General features: G+C 68.1%; 22 protein-coding genes and 2 tRNA genes. 20 read left to right on the top strand and 4 right to left on the bottom strand.

All coding sequences use genetic code 11. The features are described from left to right. Window positions 1-30: 30 nt before the first annotated feature. A complete protein-coding gene (locus V7060_RS14210) occupies window positions 31-513 on the top strand; it encodes a DUF1249 domain-containing protein (protein ID WP_334179908.1) in 483 nt (160 codons plus the stop codon). 171 nt (window positions 514-684) lie between these two features. Here V7060_RS14210 and V7060_RS14205 read toward each other — a convergent pair. Both V7060_RS14205 and V7060_RS14200 read right to left on the bottom strand, forming a co-directional pair. After that, window positions 685-760, bottom strand: a tRNA-Glu gene (locus V7060_RS14205). Window positions 761-809: 49 nt separating this feature from the next. Beyond that, window positions 810-885: transfer RNA gene (locus tag V7060_RS14200), tRNA-Ala, on the bottom strand. A gap of 138 nt (window positions 886-1,023) precedes the next feature. On the opposite strand from V7060_RS14200, the gene V7060_RS14195 reads away from it, so the two are divergent. From V7060_RS14195 to V7060_RS14105, 19 genes are all read left to right on the top strand, one after another. Then, entirely contained in the window at window positions 1,024-1,758 is a 735-nt protein-coding gene (locus tag V7060_RS14195; protein WP_334180004.1) for a beta-ketoacyl synthase chain length factor, read from the top strand. After that, window positions 1,751-2,548, top strand: coding sequence for a lysophospholipid acyltransferase family protein (locus V7060_RS14190; RefSeq protein WP_334179907.1), 798 nt, complete (start codon window positions 1,751-1,753; stop codon window positions 2,546-2,548). Before V7060_RS14195 ends, V7060_RS14190 begins: the two co-directional genes overlap by 8 nt. Then, entirely contained in the window at window positions 2,535-2,795 is a 261-nt protein-coding gene (locus V7060_RS14185) for a phosphopantetheine-binding protein (protein ID WP_142124726.1), read from the top strand. Before V7060_RS14190 ends, V7060_RS14185 begins: the two co-directional genes overlap by 14 nt. 23 nt (window positions 2,796-2,818) lie before the next feature. Continuing rightward, window positions 2,819-3,073: an acyl carrier protein gene (locus tag V7060_RS14180; protein WP_334179906.1), complete on the top strand. Its 255-nt coding sequence runs from the start codon at window positions 2,819-2,821 to the stop codon at window positions 3,071-3,073. Between the two features lie 17 nt (window positions 3,074-3,090). Then, on the top strand, window positions 3,091-3,642 hold the full coding sequence (locus tag V7060_RS14175) for a hypothetical protein (RefSeq protein WP_334179905.1): 552 nt from the start codon (window positions 3,091-3,093) through the stop codon (window positions 3,640-3,642). Further along, the gene (locus V7060_RS14170; protein WP_334179904.1) at window positions 3,635-5,317 is read left to right on the top strand and encodes an AMP-binding protein; all 1,683 of its coding nucleotides are present in this window, start codon (window positions 3,635-3,637) and stop codon (window positions 5,315-5,317) included. The genes V7060_RS14175 and V7060_RS14170 overlap by 8 nt, the downstream gene beginning before the upstream one ends. Next, window positions 5,307-6,086: a glycosyltransferase family 2 protein gene (locus V7060_RS14165; protein ID WP_334179903.1), complete on the top strand. Its 780-nt coding sequence runs from the start codon at window positions 5,307-5,309 to the stop codon at window positions 6,084-6,086. Before V7060_RS14170 ends, V7060_RS14165 begins: the two co-directional genes overlap by 11 nt. Beyond that, the gene (locus V7060_RS14160) at window positions 6,083-7,027 is read left to right on the top strand and encodes an acyltransferase (protein WP_334179902.1); all 945 of its coding nucleotides are present in this window, start codon (window positions 6,083-6,085) and stop codon (window positions 7,025-7,027) included. The genes V7060_RS14165 and V7060_RS14160 overlap by 4 nt, the downstream gene beginning before the upstream one ends. After that, on the top strand, window positions 7,020-8,561 hold the full coding sequence (locus tag V7060_RS14155) for an aromatic amino acid ammonia-lyase (protein WP_334179901.1): 1,542 nt from the start codon (window positions 7,020-7,022) through the stop codon (window positions 8,559-8,561). Before V7060_RS14160 ends, V7060_RS14155 begins: the two co-directional genes overlap by 8 nt. Continuing rightward, on the top strand, window positions 8,551-8,982 hold the full coding sequence (locus V7060_RS14150; RefSeq protein WP_334180003.1) for an acyl-CoA thioesterase: 432 nt from the start codon (window positions 8,551-8,553) through the stop codon (window positions 8,980-8,982). Before V7060_RS14155 ends, V7060_RS14150 begins: the two co-directional genes overlap by 11 nt. Next, the gene (locus V7060_RS14145; protein WP_334179900.1) at window positions 8,979-9,608 is read left to right on the top strand and encodes an outer membrane lipoprotein carrier protein LolA; all 630 of its coding nucleotides are present in this window, start codon (window positions 8,979-8,981) and stop codon (window positions 9,606-9,608) included. Before V7060_RS14150 ends, V7060_RS14145 begins: the two co-directional genes overlap by 4 nt. A gap of 4 nt (window positions 9,609-9,612) precedes the next feature. Further along, window positions 9,613-11,973, top strand: coding sequence for an MMPL family transporter (locus V7060_RS14140; protein WP_334179899.1), 2,361 nt, complete (start codon window positions 9,613-9,615; stop codon window positions 11,971-11,973). Further along, a complete protein-coding gene (locus tag V7060_RS14135; protein ID WP_334179898.1) occupies window positions 11,970-13,202 on the top strand; it encodes an NAD(P)/FAD-dependent oxidoreductase in 1,233 nt (410 codons plus the stop codon). The genes V7060_RS14140 and V7060_RS14135 overlap by 4 nt, the downstream gene beginning before the upstream one ends. Then, entirely contained in the window at window positions 13,190-13,738 is a 549-nt protein-coding gene (locus V7060_RS14130; RefSeq protein ID WP_334179897.1) for a DUF3261 domain-containing protein, read from the top strand. The genes V7060_RS14135 and V7060_RS14130 overlap by 13 nt, the downstream gene beginning before the upstream one ends. Further along, window positions 13,735-14,925, top strand: coding sequence for a beta-ketoacyl-ACP synthase (locus V7060_RS14125; RefSeq protein ID WP_334179896.1), 1,191 nt, complete (start codon window positions 13,735-13,737; stop codon window positions 14,923-14,925). Before V7060_RS14130 ends, V7060_RS14125 begins: the two co-directional genes overlap by 4 nt. Continuing rightward, window positions 14,925-15,380 carry a hotdog family protein gene (locus V7060_RS14120; RefSeq protein WP_334179895.1) on the top strand — a complete coding sequence of 152 codons (456 nt, stop codon included), beginning with the start codon at window positions 14,925-14,927 and terminating at the stop codon, window positions 15,378-15,380. Before V7060_RS14125 ends, V7060_RS14120 begins: the two co-directional genes overlap by 1 nt. Beyond that, window positions 15,377-16,141, top strand: a complete 765-nt coding sequence (fabG, locus tag V7060_RS14115) for a 3-oxoacyl-ACP reductase FabG (RefSeq protein ID WP_334179894.1) — start codon at window positions 15,377-15,379, stop codon at window positions 16,139-16,141. The genes V7060_RS14120 and fabG overlap by 4 nt, the downstream gene beginning before the upstream one ends. Then, a complete protein-coding gene (locus V7060_RS14110; protein ID WP_334179893.1) occupies window positions 16,138-17,373 on the top strand; it encodes a beta-ketoacyl-ACP synthase in 1,236 nt (411 codons plus the stop codon). Before fabG ends, V7060_RS14110 begins: the two co-directional genes overlap by 4 nt. Before the next feature lie 244 nt (window positions 17,374-17,617). Next, window positions 17,618-18,058: an excinuclease ATPase subunit gene (locus V7060_RS14105; RefSeq protein ID WP_334179892.1), complete on the top strand. Its 441-nt coding sequence runs from the start codon at window positions 17,618-17,620 to the stop codon at window positions 18,056-18,058. Window positions 18,059-18,112: 54 nt separating this feature from the next. Here the strand turns inward: V7060_RS14105 and V7060_RS14100 are convergent, their stop codons facing one another. Beyond that, window positions 18,113-18,256: a hypothetical protein gene (locus V7060_RS14100; RefSeq protein ID WP_334179891.1), complete on the bottom strand. Its 144-nt coding sequence runs from the start codon at window positions 18,254-18,256 to the stop codon at window positions 18,113-18,115. Beyond that, entirely contained in the window at window positions 18,256-19,005 is a 750-nt protein-coding gene (locus V7060_RS14095; protein WP_334179890.1) for a copper resistance protein B, read from the bottom strand. Before V7060_RS14095 ends, V7060_RS14100 begins: the two co-directional genes overlap by 1 nt. Window positions 19,006-19,120: the final 115 nt, after the last annotated feature.

The following is a 19,120-nucleotide window of genomic DNA, read 5'->3' as shown; positions in this document are numbered from 1 at the left end:
CGACCGGGATTCCGCGTGTAGGATCGGCCCATGTCGCAAGCCCTCGCACGCACCGCACGCATCCCCCGGCTCAGCCGTTTCGGCTGGCTGATGGCGCTGTATGCCGAGAACCACGCGCGGCTGATACGCCTGTTCTCGCCGGAGCATCTGCAGCCGGGCATGTACGTCTCCAGCATCGGCGATGGCCTGGACCTGCGGCTGGAGGTCATCGAGACGCACCGCTACACGGTGGAACTTCGCCTGACCTACGACATCTGCGATCCGCTGACCGGTGAACCAGATCCATCCGCTTTTGTTCGCCTGTACCGCGACGCGCACCAGGCCGAGGCGACGCATTGCTACGTCGGCAAGCGCTGGCAGGACGTGATCGGTCTGTATCCGCCGCCGGCCGAGGTGATCAGCCATCGCATGCGCATGAACACCTTCCTCGGCAAATGGCTGGAGTATCTGGCCGAGCAGGGGCACGGCGTCGCAACCCTGCATCGGGTGCACGACGAGCACGACGTCGCCTGAGATCGTTCTTGGCGCAGGACCACGCGGCGCGCATGAACGATCGCGTCCAGTTGCTGCAACACGCGCTTCCCGTTCGGCGGACATTTTTCGTGCAGTGACGATGGAACGACATGTCCATGCGCGCTGCGCGGACAAAAAAAGAGGCCCGGTTTCCCGGGCCTTCTGAAAAATTGGCGTCCCCACGGGGATTCGAACCCCGGTCGCTACCGTGAAAGGGTAATGTCCTAGGCCTCTAGACGATGGGGACGCACGAAAGTGTTGCCAGTTGTCTTTCCGGACGGCCTATTGCCCGGAAGTGGTGGAGCCAGGCGGGATCGAACCGCCGACCTCCTGCATGCCATGCAGGCGCTCTCCCAGCTGAGCTATGGCCCCACGTGCTGGCAGGAGCGGAATAATATCCAGCCTCTTGCGGATGCGCAAGCATCCGTCACGAAAAATTTAACGACTGGCGAACATCGGGGCATGCGGGTGAAATAGGGCGATTCGGAATCGATGGACGTCGCAGCGCGGATGATCGGCTTTTCAATAAAGGAATGGGCGGCGTGGGCGCCAGGACTGGTGGACCACGATGCGTGGCGCGCATGGGCCACTGCACCATGGCTGCCTGCGGGTGACGACATGCCTGCGCTCGCCGAAGTTCCCGCCATGCAGCGGCGCCGTATCGAGCGTCTCGGCCGCATGGCCATCCAGACGGCGTGCTGGTGCCAGCAGGCGCAGGACAGCGGCATGCCGCTGGTGTTCGCATCGCGGCATGGCGACGTGGCGCGCTCGATGGAACTGCTGGAGTCGCTCGCTGCCGAACAGCCGCCGTCGCCGACCACGTTCGGCCTGTCGGTACACAACGCCATCGCAGCGCTGTACTCGATCCTCCGTCGCGAACGCGGCAACTACATCGCGCTTGCCGGTGGCATGGCCACCGTCGAGGCCGCGTGCGTGGAGGCCGCCGGCCTGCTGGCGGACGGCGCCGCGGAGGTGCTGCTGGTGGTCTACGACGCGCCGCTGCCAGCGGTCTATGCCGACTTCGCCGATGAACCGGACGCGGGTTTCGCGTGGTGCTGGCGCCTCGCGGCCGCAGACGCGGGAGGACCGGTATACCGGTTGGCGTGGGAACCCGATCGACCAGGCCCGGACGTTGCCACGGTGCTGCCGCACGGTCTGGAGGTGCTGCGGTTCTTCCTGTCGGGCGAGCCGGAACTGAGGCTTGCGGGCGAAGGCTCCGTGTGGCGCTGGCGACGCGATGATTGATCGCCTGGCCCGCGCCTGGCGCGTCTTCGGCACGGGGCTGAGTTTCCTTGCGTTCGGCGTCGGCGGCCTGTTCCTGGGCGTGGTCGTGTTGCCGGTCATGCTCCTGGTGGTGCGGGACGAAGCGCGGCGGCGTCGCTGGGCGCGTGGCGCGGTACAGGCCAGTTTTGCCGCCCATGTTGAACTGATGCGTTGCCTGGGCCTGATGACGTATGAAATCCGCGGCCGCGAACGGTTGCGGCGCGATGGCCTGCTGATCCTGGCCAACCATCCCACCCTGATCGACGTGGTGCTGTTGGTGTCGTTGCTGCCGAACGCGGACTGCGTGGTGAAGTCGGCGGTGGCCCGCAACGCGTTCATGAAGGGGCCGGTCCGTGCAGCCGGTTACGTCGCCAACGACGACGGCGCGGGACTGGTCGAGGACTGTATCGCCGCCGTGAAGGCGGGGGGAAACCTGGTCATTTTCCCCGAGGGCACGCGCACGCGTCCTGGCGAGCCCATCAAGCTGCAGCGGGGCGCCGCGAACATCGCCGTGCGTGGCGCGCTGGACATCACGCCGGTGCGGATCACGTGCTCGCCGCTGACGCTTGGGAAAGGGGAGAAGTGGTATCGTGTGCCGCCGGTGCGGTTTCACATGGTGATCGATGTTCAGGAAGACCTGCCGATCGCCCCATTCCTGAACGGAATGGAGGGGGCGGACCCGTCGGCAGGAGGAGAGGCGCTGGCAGCCCGGCGGCTCACGGAACATCTGGCCAACTACTTTGCGGGAGATCCATCGCGTGCAGGCACTTGAGCACGAGATCAAGGAATTGATCATTTCGTCGCTGTCGCTGGAGGACATCTCGCCGGACGACATCGATACCAGCGCACCGCTGTTCGTGGAAGGCCTTGGCCTTGATTCGATCGATGCGCTCGAGCTGGGACTGGCGCTGCAGAAGCGGTATGGCGTCGCACTCTCCGCAGACTCGCAGGAAACCCGGCGGCATTTCGCCAGCGTCCGTGCGTTGGCGGATTTCGTCGCCTCGCAGGGCAAGGCCTGAGCGGGGACGGCAGGACAGGCAAGATGACCAAGAACGAACTTTTCGACCGGATCGTCACGATCCTGCATGACAGCTTCGAGATCGAGCCGGCGCGCATCACGCCCGAGGCCCGCCTGTACGACGACCTGGACATCGACAGCATCGACGCCGTCGATTTGATCGTGCAGCTCAAGCCGTTGCTCGGGCGCAGCCTGCAGCCGGACGCCTTCAAGGCGGTGCGCACGGTGCAGGACATCGTGGACGTGCTGTACGGCCTGATCCGCGACCAAGCCGCCTGAGCCCAGGCCGCTCTCCCGTGTCCCGGATAGGCGCGGCCATCTTCGTGGCGTTGTCGGTGGCGTACCCGTTGGTGGTGTACTGGGCCATGGGCCGTTTCGAACCCCGCTGGCTGGCGGTGCTGCTTCTCGTGCTCGCGTTGTTGCGTGCGGTCGCGACACGGCAGGCCGTCTGGCTGGTCGCCGCCGCCGGCGCCGCGATGCTGGCCGCGCTGGCCACGGCGTTCAACGAGGCGTTGCCGCTGAAGCTGTATCCGGCCCTGATCAATGCGGTGATGCTGGTCGTGTTCGCGACCAGCCTGGTGTTCCCGCCGTCGGCGGTCGAACGCATCGCGCGACTGAGCGAACCCGACCTGCCGCCGGCCGGCGTGGCGTACACGCGCCGCGTCACCCAGGTCTGGTGCGTCTTCTTCGTGTGCAACGGCGCGCTTGCACTGGTGACGGCGCTGTGGATGTCCGATCGTGCCTGGGCGCTCTACAACGGGCTGATTGCGTATGGCCTGATCGGTGGGCTGTTCGGTATCGAATGGCTGGTGCGCCAGCGCGTGAAGGCAGGGTATCGGCATGGCTGAGTGGCGTGCGCTCGCCGAGGTCGCCGTGCAGCCGATGCCGTGCCGTGTCTTCGCCGCTTACGGTGGCGACGCGCGCGACCATGCGTGGTTCCGGCAGGAGGTGATGCGCTGGTGCGCCGGCTTCCGCGCGCAGCCGGGCGAGACCTGGGCGCTGCATTTCGATGATGCGACACGGTTTGCCGCGGCGCTCTACGGTGCGTGGCACGCGGGCAAGGCGGTATTGCTGCCGGGCGATGCGCTGGCCGGCACGCAGGCGCGGCTGCGGCATCGCGTGGACGGCTTCGCCGGCGACTGGGCCGACGCGGCGATGGCAGCGCCGGAGGGTGTCGACGGAACGCAGACGCTGCGACCGCTCGACGCGGAGGCGACGCGCCTCATCGTGTTCACCTCGGGCAGCACCGGCGAACCGGTCGCGATCGAGAAGCGGCTTCGTCAGCTTGATGCGGAGGTGCATGCGCTGGAGACCGCGCTCGGCGGTGGCCTCGATGGCGTGGCGGTGCACGGCACGGTGTCGCACCAGCACATCTATGGCCTGCTGTTCCGGGTGCTGTGGCCGCTTGCGGCGGGCCGCGCGATCGTGCCGCGCGCGTTCTTTCCCGAAGACCTGCTGGCCGCGATGGAAGGAGGGGATGCGGTACTGGTGGCGAGTCCGGCGCATCTGAAGCGCTTGCCGGCGCAACTGCCATGGACATCGCTGCACGGTCGGCTGCGCGCGGTGTTCTCGTCCGGTGGCGCCTTGCCGGCCGAGGCTGCGCACGAGGCCGCGCGCCTGCTCGGCGTGCCGCCCACGGAGATCCTCGGCAGCAGCGAGACCGGCGGCATGGCGTGGCGCCGCTGGGACCAGGAACAACCCGCGTGGCGTCCATTGCCCGGCGTCGACTGGCGCGTGCAGGAGGGCGCATTGGAAGTGCGCTCGCCGCACCTGTCCGACGCCGCCTGGTGGCGCAGCCAGGATCGTGCCGAATCCGACGGAGCTGGCGGATTCCGCCTGATGGGCCGGGCGGACCGCATCGTCAAGGTGGAGGAACGGCGCGTCTCGCTGGAGGCGCTCGAACGCCAGATCCTTGTGCATCCCGCGGTAAAAGACGTGCGCGTGCTGGTGATCGGCGGCGCGCGCAGCACCCTGGCCGCCGTCGTCGCGATGGCCGATGGCACAGCGGTGCCCGACGATGCCGCCGCGCGCCGTGCGTTGTCGCAGGCGCTCTCGCGCCATCTCGCCGGCACGCAGGATGCCGTGACGCGCCCCCGGCGCTGGCGCTTCGTACCCGCACTTCCCCTCAATGCGCAGGGCAAGGTGACCGAAGCCGCGCTTACGGCCTTGTTCCGCCCGGAACGTCCTGCGGCCACGTGGACCCTGCGCGAGGCGGCCCGTGCGCAGGTCGAACTGCCGCTGGATCCGTCATTGGCCGTATTCGACGGCCACTTCACGCAGGCGGCGGTCCTGCCGGGCGTGGCACAACTCGACTGGGCGGTACAGCTGGCGCGCGAGGCATTCGCGATACCCCCATGCTTCCTGCGCATGGAGGCCCTGAAGTTCCAGCGCATCGCACGACCGGGCGACCTGATCCGGCTCGACCTCGAATGGCAGGCCGAACGCTGCACGCTGACGTTCCGGTACACCTCCGTGCACGGACCGCATGCGAGCGGTCGCGTGGTGTTCGCCGATGGCGAATGAGTCCGTGCCCGCGTCGCCCGCGTTCCGTCCGCTGGTGGTGATCCCGGTGTTCGACCACGAGCACGCCATCGCCACGATGGTCGATGGGGTGCTGGCGTCGGGCGCGCCGTGCCTGCTGGTGGACGATGGTTCCGGCGACGCGTGCGCGCGCGAACTCGATCGGCTCACGGCGCTGCATGCGCCGCAGGTGCGGCTGCTGCGGTTGCCGGCGAACCAGGGCAAGGGCGGCGCGGTACTGGCGGGGTTCCGCGATGCCGGCCTCCGGGGCCATTCGCACGTGCTGCAGATCGATGCGGACGGCCAGCACGATCCGGCCGACATTCCCCGCTTCCTTGCCGACGCGCAGGCGAATCCGGATGCGGTCGTCTGCGGCGTGCCGCTGTACGACGACAGCGTGCCGAAGGGGCGGCTCTACGGCCGTTACCTGACCCACGTGTGGGTGTGGATCAACACGCTGTCCTTCGCCATCCGTGATTCGATGTGCGGCTTCCGCGTTTACCCGTTGGCGCCCGTGCTGCGGTTGATCGACGAAGAGACCATCGGGCGACGCATGGATTTCGACGTCGAGGTGCTGGTGCGGCTGTTCTGGCGCGGTATCCGGGTACGCAACCTATCCACGCGCGTGACCTATCCGCTCGACGGCGTGTCCCACTTCGACGTGTGGCGCGACAACGTGCGCATCAGCCGCATGCATACGCGCCTGTTCTTCGGCATGTTGCTGCGCCTGCCAAGGCTGCTGGCCCGGCGCGCTGCGGCAGCCACCGCATGAACCGTCGCAGCGAGCACTGGGCCGATATCGGCGAATCCACTTCGGTGCGCGGCATCCTGCTGCTGTGCGCGATCCACCGCTGGCTGGGCCGTTGGCCGTTCCGCGCGTGCGTGTATCCGGTGGTATTCGTCCACTGGCTGCTCAACGGCACTGCGCGCCGCGCGTCGTTGCAATACCTCCGGCGCGCGCATGCGTTCCAGGGACAGCCCGCAGCGTGGCCGGGCATGTGGCAGAGCCTGCATCACTTCGCGATGTTCGCCGAAACGATGCTGGACAAGATCCTCGCGCTGGGCCAGCGCTATCCGGTCGACAAGGTGCGGATGGAGCGGCAGGACGTGCTGGCGCGCGTGCAGGCAGGCGAGGGGGGGCTGATCGTCACCGCGCACCTCGGCTGCCTGGAGCTGTGCCAGGTGATGGCCGACCAGGTGCCCGGTTTCCGGTTGACGGCGCTGGTGCATACCGCGCATGCGGAGCGCTTCAACCGGCTGATCCGGCGTCTCGATGCCGGAAGCCGCGTGGAACTGCTGCAGGTGACCGACCTGGGGCCTGCGGATGCGGTGAAGCTGGCCGAGCGCGTCGCGCGGGGCGAGTTCGTCGCCATTGCCGGCGATCGCGTTCCGCTGCGGGGCGGGCGCGCCGTCACGGCTTCCTTCCTCGGCCACGACGCGCCGTTCCCCATCGGCGCCTACGTGCTTGGCGCGGCATTGAAATGCCCGGTGTTCACCATGGCATGCACCCACGACGGCGACGGCTACCATGTTCGCCTGGAGGCATTCGCCGGACGCATCACGCTGCCACGCGGCTCGCGCGATGCCGCCCTGGCCGGCTACGCTGCGCAGTTCGCGGGCTGGATGGAGCGGCAGGTCCGCCTGTCGCCGTACGACTGGTTCAACTTCTACCCCTTCTGGGATCAGGTAACGCATGACGCCCGCAATGAATGAAACCGTGGCGCCCGTGTTCGGCGACGCACCGCTGCGCATCGAGGATGTGGTCGCGCTGGCGCATCGCCGGGTGCCCGCCGTGCTGTCCACCGATGCCGCATTCCGTGCGCGGATCGCGCGCGGCGCCGATTTCCTCAGCCGGCTGCTGGAGGAAGAAGGCGTCATCTACGGCGTCACCACGGGCTATGGCGACTCCTGCACGGTCAACATCCCGCCGGCCCTGGTGGCCGAGTTGCCGCACCACCTCTACACCTACCACGGCTGCGGCCTGGGTCGTTTCCTGGATGAAACCGAGACGCGCGCCGTGCTGGCCGCGCGCCTGGCATCGCTGGTGCGCGGCATGTCCGGCGTCAGCGTGCCGCTGCTGGAGGGCCTGGAAGCGCTGCTGCGCCACGATGTGCTGCCGCTGATCCCGGCGGAGGGTTCGGTCGGCGCCAGCGGCGACCTGACCCCGCTGTCCTACGTGGCGGCGGTGCTCTGCGGCGAGCGCGACGTGATGCACGCCGGGCGCCGGCGTCCCGCGCGCGATGCGCTGGCCGAGATCGGCATGGTGCCGCTGACGCTGCGACCCAAGGAAGGGCTGGCGATCATGAACGGCACCGCGGTGATGACGGCGCTTGCCTGCCTGGCGTTCCATCGCGCGGAGTACCTGTCGCGCCTGGCCACGCGCCTGACTGCCTTCAATGTGTTGGCGGCCGATGGCAACGCGCACCACTTCGACGCCGTGCTGTTCGCCGCCAAGCCGCATCCCGGCCAGTCGCGCGTCGCGCAGCGGTTGCGCGAGGACCTGCACAGCGACCGTCCGCCACGCAACGAGCAGCGCCTGCAGGACCGCTATTCGCTGCGCTGCGCGCCGCACGTGATCGGCGTGCTGGAGGATGCGTTGCCGTTCCTGCGCCAGCTGATCGAGACCGAACTCAACAGCGCCAACGACAATCCGCTGATCGATCCCGAACGCGAGCAGATCCTGCATGGCGGCCACTTCTACGGCGGCCACATCGCGTTCGCGATGGATTCGCTGAAGAACACCGTCGCCAATGTCGCCGACCTGCTGGACCGCCAGCTCGCGCTGATCGTCGATGCGCGCTACAGCCATGGCCTGCCGGCGAACCTGTCCGGCGCGACCGGGCCGCGCGCCGCGATCAACCACGGCCTTAAGGCGCTGCAGATCAGCGTGTCGGCGTGGACGGCGGAGGCGCTGAAACTGACGATGCCGGCTTCGGTATTTTCGCGTTCCACCGAATGCCACAACCAGGACAAGGTCAGCATGGGCACGATCGCCGCGCGCGACTGCCTGCGCGTGATCGAACTGACCGAACAGGTGGTGGCGGGCATGCTGATCGCGGCGCGCCAGGCCCTGGCGCTGCGCGAGCGCGTCGGCCTGCAGTCCACGCTGGGCGATGGCCCTGCCGGCATGTATGCCGACCTGCGCGAACGCATCGCGCTGGTCGAGGAAGACCGGGCACTGGACGGCGAACTGCGCCAGTTGCTCGTCGACATCCGGGAAGAGCGCTGGGATGTCTATGCCGGCTGACCTGCGCGACGACCTGGCGATCGAAGTCCGGCTCAGCCCGGCCTTCCACGATTGCGACGCCATGCAGGTGGTCTGGCACGGGCACTACTTCAAGTACCTGGAGATCGCCCGCTGCGCGCTGCTGGAGCGGTTCGACTACGACTACCCGCAGATGCAGGCTTCCGGCTACCTGTGGCCGGTCGTGGACGCACGCATCAAGTACATCCGGCCACTGCGGTACGCGCAGCCGCTGGTGGTCGCGGCCCGCATCAGCGAGTGGGAGAACCGGTTGAAGCTGGACTACGAGATCCGCGATGCGGGCAGCGGTGACGTACTGACGCGCGCGCATACGATCCAGGTGGCGGTTGATGCCGCTTCAGGCGAGATGCGGTATCTGTGCCCGCCTGTGCTCTGGGAGCGGTTGGGAGTCGAATCACCATGAACACCTTTTTCAGGCTGCTGTCCGCCGGCATGCTGGCGGTCGGCACGGTCGGGACTGGTCTGCCGGCCGTTGCGGCCGAACCGCTGGCCCAGGTGCGCGCGCAGGTGGCGCAGGTGCCGGTGCTGCGGGGCGAGTTCACCCAGGAAAAGAACGTCGCCGGCTTCAAGAACCCGCTGCGTTCGAACGGCCGCTTCCTGCTGGCGCGCGACAAGGGGGTGGTCTGGACCACGACGACGCCGTTCCCGTCCGAAATCATCATCACGCAGGACCGCATCCTCAGCCGCCAGCGCGACGGCAGCAGGCGGGTGGAAGTGGATGGCAAACAGCAGCCCGGCCTGCGCAGCGTCAACGCGATGATGTTCGCGTTGATAAGTGGCGACATGAAGGCGCTGACCTCGAGTTTCGAGGTGAAGGAAGAACAGGCCGGAAACGGATGGCGGATGACGCTGGTGCCGCGCTCGCGGCAGCTCGCGCAGGCGTTCACGTCGGTGCGGCTGTCGGGCGATCGCTATGTCCGCGACGTGGAACTGCGCGAAGCCAACGGCGACCTGACGCACCTCCGCTTCAGCGGCATGAGCGAAACCCCTGCCACGCTGTCGCGCGACGAGGCCACCCGGTTTGAGTGAATCGATGATGTCCCGGGACGCAGGCAGGCCGCTGCGCGGCTGGCGCTGGCTGGCGCTGGCGTGGCTGCTGGTGCTCGCCGCCGTTGCCGTTCACCAGTGGACGTTCTGGCAATCGCCGCCCATCGACAGCGACGTGCTGGCCCTGCTGCCACGGGAGGCCGGCGACCCGACGGTCGCGGACGCGACGCGGCGCATCGCCGAAAACAGCGCACGCGACGTCGTGGTGATGCTGGGTGGAAAGGATGCGGAGGCCGTGCTCCGCGCGCGGCAGGCGTTCGAGGCCTTCGTGCAGGGGGCGGGGACGCCCGCCGGCACCCTGCTGGTCGCGCAGCGGTCGCCGGAAGACTGGTTCGCCCAGGCCAGCGGCTTCCTGGCACCGCACCGCGACCGCCTGCTGACGCAGGCACAGCGCGAGATGCTCGCGCAGACCTCGACGGACGCGCTGGCCGAATCCGCGCTGGCCGCGCTCTACGGCCCGATGGGTGCGCCGCGCCTGACCGAATGGCGCAACGATCCACTGGGCCTGTGGCCGCAGTGGTGGCAGGCGCAGGCCGCGGCTGCCGGCATGGCCCTGGATGGCGATGGACTGCTGCAGGCGGAAGACCGCCACTGGGCGGTGCTGCAGTTCACGCTGCGCGGCTCGGCCTTCAGGCTGGATGGTGAACGTCACCTGCAGGACCTGCTGGACGGCGCCTCGGCCGCCGCGACGGCGGCTGCCCCCGACCTTCGCGTGCTGAAGGCCGGCGTGCCGCTGCATGCCGAATCCGCCGCCGTGCAGGCCAACCGCGAGGTCAACACGATCGGTTGGGGCTCGCTGGCGGCAGTGCTGCTGCTGGTCTGGCTGGCGTTCCGTTCACTGCGTCCGCTGCTGCTGGTCGCGTTGTCGCTGCTGGTCGGTTGCGCGGTGGCGCTGACGGTGACGGTGCTGGTCTTCGGCAAGGTGCACCTGCTGACGCTGATCTTCGGCGCCAGCCTGGTCGGCGTGGCGGAGGACTACGGCATCCACTGGTTCGCGTCGCGCCAGGGCGTCGCCGGCGAACGTCGCTGGTCGCTGCTGCGCCACCTGCTGCCCGGCTTGTGGCTGGCACTGCTGACCAGCGCGACGGCGTACCTCGCGCTGGGACTGGCACCGTTCCCGGGACTGCGGCAGATGGCGCTGTTCTCGGTGGTCGGCCTGTCGGCGGCGTTCCTGACGGTCATCTTCGCGTTCCCCTGGCTGGACGGCGGACAGGTACGCACGACCGGTTTCTCGCGCTGGCTCGGCGGCACGCTGGCGCGCTGGCCGCGCCTGGCCAGCCGTCGCGGGTTCGTGGCGCTGGCGATCGTGGTGACGGCGATCGCGGTGCCGGGCCTGGCCAGGGTGCAGGGCAACGACGACCTGCGCAGCCTGCAGTCGTCGCCGCCCGCGATGATCGCGCAGCAACGCGACGTCGGCCGGTTGCTGGGCATGCCCAGTCCCGCGCAGTTCTATCTCGTCCAGGGCCGCGACACGGAACAGGTGCTGCGGCGCGAAGAGCAACTCGTCGCCCGCCTGCGCCGCGCCGAGGCACAAGGATCGGTGGGCGGGCATCGTGCCCTCAGCGACTGGCTGCCGTCGCAACACCGGCAGGACGAAGACGCGGCGCTCACTGCGCGCGTGGAGCGCGACGTACTCCAGCGCCTGTCCGCCGCGACCGGCGAAACGCTGTCGCGCGGCGGTCTGGCGACGACCGCCCTCGACCTCCCGACCTTCCTCGCATCACCGGCGGCCCTGCCAGTGCGGCACCTGTGGCTGGGACAGGTGGGGCAGGGCGTGGCCTCGGTGGTGATGGTCAATGACCTGTCCCGGCCGGATGCGCTGGCCACCTTCGCCGCGCAGGCCGCAGGACTCGACGGCGTGCGCTGGGTCGACCGGACCGCCGACATTTCACGCCTGCTCACGCACTACCGACGGATGATGACGGGCCTGCTGCTGGCTGGCGTGGTCGTGGTGTTCGGTGTGCTGGCTTTCCGCTACCGCGGCGAGACCTGGCGCGTGATCACGCCGACGCTGCTGGCGGGTGTGCTGACGGTGGCGCTGCTGGGCTGGCTCGGCCAGCCGCTGCAACTGTTCAACGTACTGGCGCTGATGCTGTTGCTGGGCATGGGCATCGATTACGGCATCTTCCTGCTCGAACACCGCGGCGACGCCAGCGCATGGCTGGCGGTCTGCGTCGGTGCCGCCAGTACCTGGTTGTCGTTCGGCCTGCTGGCTCTGTCGGCGACGCCGGCCCTGCGGGCGTTCGGACTCACGCTGTTGTTCGGCATCGGCCTGGTCTGGCTGCTGTCGCCGCTGTTCCGGCCGCCGCCGGATGGCTCCTCCCCGCATGGAAACACCGCTGCATGAAAACGGAACGTACCGACATCCTGATCATCGGCGCCGGCCCGGCCGGCTCCGTGGCTGCGGCAATGCTGCGCCAGCAGGGCCGCAAGGTCCTGATCGTCGAGCGCGAGCAGTTCCCGCGCTTCTCCATCGGCGAGAGCCTGCTGCCGCAAAGCATGGAATACATCGAAGCCGCCGGCCTGCTGCAGGACGTGGTGGAAGCGGGCTTCCAGTACAAGAACGGCGCCGCGTTCGTCCGTGGCGAGCGCACGACGGAGTTCGATTTCCGCGACAAGTTTTCCGCAGGCTGGGGCACGACCTACCAGGTGCAGCGCGCCGACTTCGACCACGTGCTGGCGAAAGGCGCCGAAAGGATGGGCGCCGAGGTCCGCTACCGGCACGAGGTGCTGTCCGCCGAGCCGGGCGAGACGCCGCGCGTGACCGTGCGGTCGCCGGAAGGCGAGGAGTACGTGATCGAAGCCGATTTCATGCTCGACGCCAGCGGCTTCGGTCGCCTGCTGCCCCGCCTGCTGAAGCTGGAGTCGCCGTCGAACTTCCCGGTGCGGGGCGCCATCTTCACCCACGTGCGCGACCACATCGCGCACGATGCCGGCTTCGACCGCAACAAGATCCTGATCACCACGCATCCCGAGCACGTCGATGTCTGGTACTGGACCATCCCGTTCTCCAACGGCTGCTGTTCGCTGGGCGTGGTGGCGGAAATGGAGTTCCTCGAGCGCTACCAGGGCACCGACCTGGAACGGCTGCAGGCCATCGTCGGCGAGGATCCCAACCTCACGCGGCTGCTGAAGAACGCGGAATGGGCGGTGCTGCCGGTGCGGCAGATCACCGGCTACTCGGCCAACGTGTCGTCGCTGTGGGGACCGGGCTATGCACTGCTCGGCAACGCGGGCGAGTTCCTCGATCCGGTGTTCTCTTCCGGCGTGACCATCGCGTTCAAGTCGGCGCAGCTGGCCAGCGAATGCCTGCGCCGCCATTACGCGGGCGATACCGTGGATTGGGAAGCCGACTACTCGGTGCCGTTGCGCGGCGGGGTCCAGACGTTCCGCCGCTTCGTCGAGTCATGGTATGCCGGCGGTTTCCAGAAGATCATCTTCCATCCGGACGCGCAGCCCGACATCCGCCGGATGATCTGTTCGATCCTGGCCGGCTACGCATGGGACAAGAAGAATCCGTACGTGGCCGACACGCAGCGTCGCCTGCAGGTGCTGGAGCAGTTGTGCGGCGGCTGATCGCCCTGCTGGTGGCGTGCCTGTTGCTGGCGGCGTGCGCGACGCGGCCACCCGGGCCGGCAGTCGTGCTGCCCGCCTTGCGGCTGGCGCCCTCGGCGCTGGGCCATGACCTGGCCGTGCAGCAGCGCTTGGTGTTCCGGTTCGGTTCGCACGTACGCGAGCTGGACGCGTTGCTGGAAGTCGATGCCTCGGATGTCCGGCTCGCCGTGCAGGCGATGGGCCGGACCGGCGTGCGCCTGCAATGGGATGGCAAGGAACTGGTCGAACAGCGTGCGGCGTGGTTGCCCTCGGCGGTGCGCGGCGAACGCGTGCTCGACGATGTGCAGTTCAGCCTGTGGCCGGCCGACGCGATCAGGGCCGTGCTTCCTGCGGGCTGGGAGCTGGTCGAGCGCGATGGCTTCCGCGAGTTGCGCAGGAACGGGCAGGTCTGGTTGCAGCGCGAACAGGTGGATGCCACGACGCTGCGCGTGCGCAATGGCGTCGATGATTATGAGTTGATGATCGAATCGGTGGCGGGTGGAGTCCACGACCCGTGAGCGGCGATGCCATCTTCCTCAATCACCTCGGCATCGTCTGTGCCCTGGGCACGGGACCGCAGGCCGTGCGCGAGGCCCTGTTCCGCGATGACGCCCCCGCCGGTGTCGCCGCCAACGACACGCTGCTACCCGGACAGCGGCTCGCACTGGGCGGTGTCGCCGGAGCGCTGCCATCGCTCGACCATCATCCCGCCCAGTTGCATGGCCGCAACAACGCGCTGCTGCGGGCGGCCTACCTGCAGATCGAGGACCAGGTGCAGCACGCCATCGAACGGCATGGGCCGTCGCGGGTCGCCATCGTGGTCGGCACCAGCACCTCGGGCATCGGCGAGTCGGAGCAGGCGACGAAGCACTGGCACCGGCATGCGCAGTGGCCGGCCGGCTTCCATTATGTGCAGCAGGAAATCGGCGCACCGTCGCGCTTCCTCGCAGCCGAATCCGGCGCGCGCGGTCCGGCGTGGACCATCTCCACCGCATGCTCGTCCAGCGCGAAGGCGATGGCGTCGGCGGCACGCCTGCTGCACACCGGGCTGGTCGATGCGGTCATCACTGGCGGCGCGGATTCGCTGTGCCAGTTCACCGTGCGTGGCTTCATGTCGCTGGAATCGGTATCGGCCGAGCGCTGCAATCCGTTTTCCACGCATCGCCGCGGCATCAACATCGGCGAGGGCGCGGCATTGTTCCTGATGACACGCGCAGCCGGACCGGTGCGCCTGGCGGGCTGGGGCGAAACCTCCGATGCGCACCACATTTCGGCGCCGGAACCGCAGGGCATCGGCGCCATCGAGGCGATCGCCCAGGCGCTCGCGCGTGCGCAACTGGCGCCGTCGCAGATCGACTACGTGAACCTGCACGGCACCGCCACGCCACAGAACGATGCGATGGAAAGCCGCGCCGTCGCCACCGCGCTGGGCAGCGACGTGCCGGTGAGTTCCACCAAGCCGCTCACCGGCCATACGCTGGGCGCGGCCGGCGCGGTCGAGGCCGGGCTGTGCTGGCTGGCGATGGTCGACAATCCGCATCATCGCCTGCCGCCGCACTGGTGGGACGGCCACACGGACCCGGCATTGCCACCGCTGGCGTTCGTGGCGCCGGGCGCGACGGCAAGGGCGCCGCTGCGCCATGTGCTGAGCCAGTCGTTCGCGTTCGGGGGCAGCAACGCCGTGCTGGTGTTCGGAGGGGAATGATGCGCGAGTTGTACGACATCGAACGCGTGGTGCCGCATCGCGGAACGATGCGCCTGGTCGACCGCCTGGTCGAGTGGGACGAGGACGCCGTGGTCGTCGAGCTGCGCGTGCCCGACGAAGGCCCTTTCAGCCACGGTGAAGGCGTACCCGCCTGGGTCGGCGTGGAGTACATGGCGCAGACCATCGCCGCCTGGGCCGGTTGCCACGCGCGGGCGGCCGGACGCGAACCGTCGATTGGTTTCCTGCTCGGCACCCGGCGCTACGAGAGCCGCACGTCATGGTTCCGGGCCGGGGCAGTGCTTCGGGTGGAGGCGACGCGCGAGCTGCTGGGCGACAATGGGCTGGGCATGTTCAGCTGCCGCATCCTGGGGGACGGCGAAGAACTGGCAACCGCCAACGTGTCGGTGTTCGAACCACCGGACGCGATGGCCTATCTGGAGAGTACGGCGCAATGAGGGGAGAACATTCGGCCGGTGACGGTACGTCTGGGGAGCGTACGGTCCTGGTCACGGGAGGAAGCCGGGGCATCGGCCGTGCCATCGCATTGCGGTTGGCGCAGGACGGGTTCGATGTCGTCGTGCATTGCCGCAGCCGCGTGGACGAAGCGGAGGCGGTCGCCCGCCTTGTCCGCGAACTGGGCCGCCAGGCGCGGGTGCTCGCGTTCGACGTAGCCGATCGCGATGCCGCCGCGCAGGCGCTCGACGCCGATATCAACGCGCACGGCACCTACCACGGCGTGGTCTGCAATGCAGGCATCGCACGCGACACCGCCTTCCCGGCGATGAGTGGCGAGGAATGGGACACCGTGCTGCGGACCAACCTGGACGGGTTCTACAACATCCTCAATCCGCTGGTCATGCCGATGGTGCGCAGGCGCAAGCCCGGCCGCATCGTCACGCTGTCGTCGGTGTCCGGCCTGGTCGGCAATCGCGGGCAAGTGAACTACAGCGCCGCCAAGGCCGGCATCATCGGTGCCACCAAGGCGCTGGCACTGGAACTGGCCAGCCGCGAGATCACCGTCAACTGCGTGGCGCCTGGCCTGATCGACACCGAGATGGTCAGTGGCGAGGTGGTGGATGAGGCCTTGAAGATGATTCCGATGAAGCGCGTCGGCAGGCCGGAGGAGGTCGCCGCCGTGGTGGCGTTCCTGATGTCGCCGCAGGCGTCGTACGTCACGCGGCAAGTGATCTCGGTCAATGGAGGACTGGTGGGATGAATCGTATGGAACGACGCGTGGTCGTCACCGGTGCCGGCACCATCAGCCCGCTCGGCCACGACTGGGCCAGTGTGCACCTGCGCCTGCGCGAGTGTCGCAATGCCGTGCGCCACATGCAGGACTGGGCGAAGTACGAGGGCCTGAACACGCGACTGGCGGCGCCGGCCGAAGACTTCGAACTGCCGGCGCACTACAACCGCAAGACCACGCGCAGCATGGGACGCGTGGCGGTGATGTCCGTGCGTGCCACCGAACTGGCGCTCGAACAGGCCGGGTTGCTCGGACATCCGCTGCTGAAAAGCGGCAGGGTGGGGGTGTCGTATGGTTCATCCGCCGGCAGCCACGAAGCGGTCGGGGATTTCGGCCGGATGCTCAACGAGCTCACGACCGAAGGCATCAGCGCGACCACCTACCTGAAGATGATGAGCCACACCGCGCCGGTGAACATCGGCGTGTTCTTCGGCCTGACCGGCCGCGTCTACACCACGTCCAGTGCCTGCACCTCGGGCAGCCAGGGCGTCGGTTGCGCCTACGAGGCCATACGCAGCGGCAAGCAGGTCGCGATGATCGCCGGTGGGGCGGAACAGCTCGACGCTACCGCCGCCGCAGTGTTCGACACGCTGTTCGCCACCAGCGTGCGCAACCACGAACCCGAGCGCACGCCGCGCCCGTTCGACGCCAATCGCGACGGACTGGTGCTGGGCGAAGGCGCGTGCACGCTGATACTCGAAGAACTTGAGCATGCGCAGGCGCGCGGCGCGAACATCCTGGCGGAAGTGGTGGGCTACGGCACCAACAGCGATGGCCAGCACGTCACCCAGCCCAGCGCCGACACCATGGCGCAGGCGATGCGCCTGGCACTCGAAGACGCAGGACTGACGCCGGATGCCATCGGATACGTCAACGCCCACGGCACTGCCACCGAGCACGGCGACATCGCGGAAACCGCGGCGACGGCGCAGGTATTCGGCAACCGGATGCCGATCAGCTCGTTGAAGAGTTACGTCGGCCACACGCTGGGGGCCTGTGGCGCCTACGAATCCTGGATCACGGTGGAAATGATGCGCGAGGGCTGGTTCGCTCCCACGCTGAATCTCGAAGCGCGCGATCCTCGCTGCGCCGACCTGGACTACATCACCGGTGAAGGCCGGGAACTGCAGATCGACTACGCGATGAACAACAATTTTGCGTTCGGCGGCATCAATACGTCGCTGATCTTCAAGCGCTGGTGATCGAACGGGCAGGGGTTCCCGGCGAAGGATTTCAACGACGACAGGGAGAGAATGGACTACGAGTTCAAGCGTGGCGTCGTCGAAATCCATCGCAACAACAGTCGCTGAATCCTGCGGACGCTTCCCGAGCGATCCGTCTGCATGTGCGGCGATGCCCGTCGCTTCCGTGCACATGCCGCGAACATCCGGCTTGGCACCCTGTTTTCCACCGCGGCGTGGCCGCATTACCCCAAGGAGCTGAACCTTGAAACGATTTCTGACTACCGGTGTGACCTGCCTGTTGCTGGCCGCCGCCCCGGCCTTTGCCGCCGACACGCGTCTCGAACTGCCGCTGCAGGAACTGATCGATTCGCCCGAGGCGAAGGCGGCAGGCATCGACGGCAGCGTGCGCTTCTACCTCGCCGGCCAGAAGACGCCGGCCGTGGTGTCCCGTTTCGGCGAGGACGTCACCAACAAGAAGACCAATGGCGTGGGCAAGTCCGACGCCACCTCCTGCCGCTGGGTGGCACTGTCGGCGCTCAAGGCGCTGCAGGAAGGCGCCAAGGACCGCGGCGCCAATGCGGTCATCGACATCGTCAGCTACTTCAAGAAGAAGGAATTCCGCAGCGCCACCAACTACGAATGCCATGCGGGCGGCATCATGAGCGGCGTCGCGTTCAAGGCGACCTACGCCAAGGTCAAGTAAACGGCCCGGAGTCCGGTGCGGCCGCCCGAGGGCGGCCGCATGCGTTCAAGAGGCTCACGGCCCGTGCTGCGCATGGGCGGACGTCGTGCCGTCGTGGCCGACCGCGAGCACCGTATACGCCTCCGCATCGACACCCATGGCCGTGGAGGCCACCGGCATGCCGGACAGGACGAGGCCATGGGTGCCGGCGCCGCCCATCAGAACCAGATCCTGACGCCCGCCACGACACGGGTATCGCGCACCGATTCGCCTGCGGCCCGTCGATGGTCGGCGGTATCGCCGAACGCACGTTCATGCACCACGCCGACATACGGCGCAAAGCGACGGTTCATTTCGTAACGAAGACGAAGTCCCGTCTCGACACCGGAGATGCCACGCCCGATGCCGTACTCCGGATCGTCCTTCGCCGCGATGTCCACCTCCACCAGCGGTTGCAGGACCAGACGGTTGGTGATGCGCAACGTGTACTCCGCCTCGATGTTCGCGGCGACCTGGCCGTCTTCGCCGAGGTAGGCGGTGGCCGACACTTCGAACCGGTACGGCGCCATGCCCTGCACGCCGATGGCGGCCCAGGTGCGCGCATCGCCGGGCTTGAAGTCGTGCTTCACGCCAGCCACCACATCCCACCAGGGCGAGACGCTGCGGCCGTACAGCACTTCCAGGTCGGCGTTTTCGGTATGGCCTCCGACGCGTTCGCCCTCGCTGCGCAGCCACAGGCGATCGGTATCGGTGCCGAACCAGGCAATGCCTTCCCAGGCCTCGCCGGCGCCTTCGTCGGTATCCCAGGCTTCCAGCCGGTTGAAGGTCACCTTGTGGTTGAACGCCGGTGCGTGCTGCATGGCGTGGTGGTCGATGGCGGGGAACGCTGCTGCCAGGTCATCCGCCGTGATGGCGGGAATCGGCTCGCGTGGGGACGTCGGTGGTACCTCGTTTCCGGCGGCCATCATGGCGGCATGGTCGTGTGTCGCGTGGACGTCTTGCGCGGGCGCTTCGCTTGCGACCGGCACCGGTGCCGTGTGTTGTGCGTGGTCGTGATGCTGCGCAAAGGCGGGCGTCGCCATG

Source organism: Pseudoxanthomonas sp., assembly GCF_036845285.1.
GTDB lineage: Bacteria > Pseudomonadota > Gammaproteobacteria > Xanthomonadales > Xanthomonadaceae > Pseudoxanthomonas_A.
The sequence above is the reverse complement of the archived record's forward strand: the minus strand, read 5'-3'. Positions and strand labels throughout refer to the sequence as shown.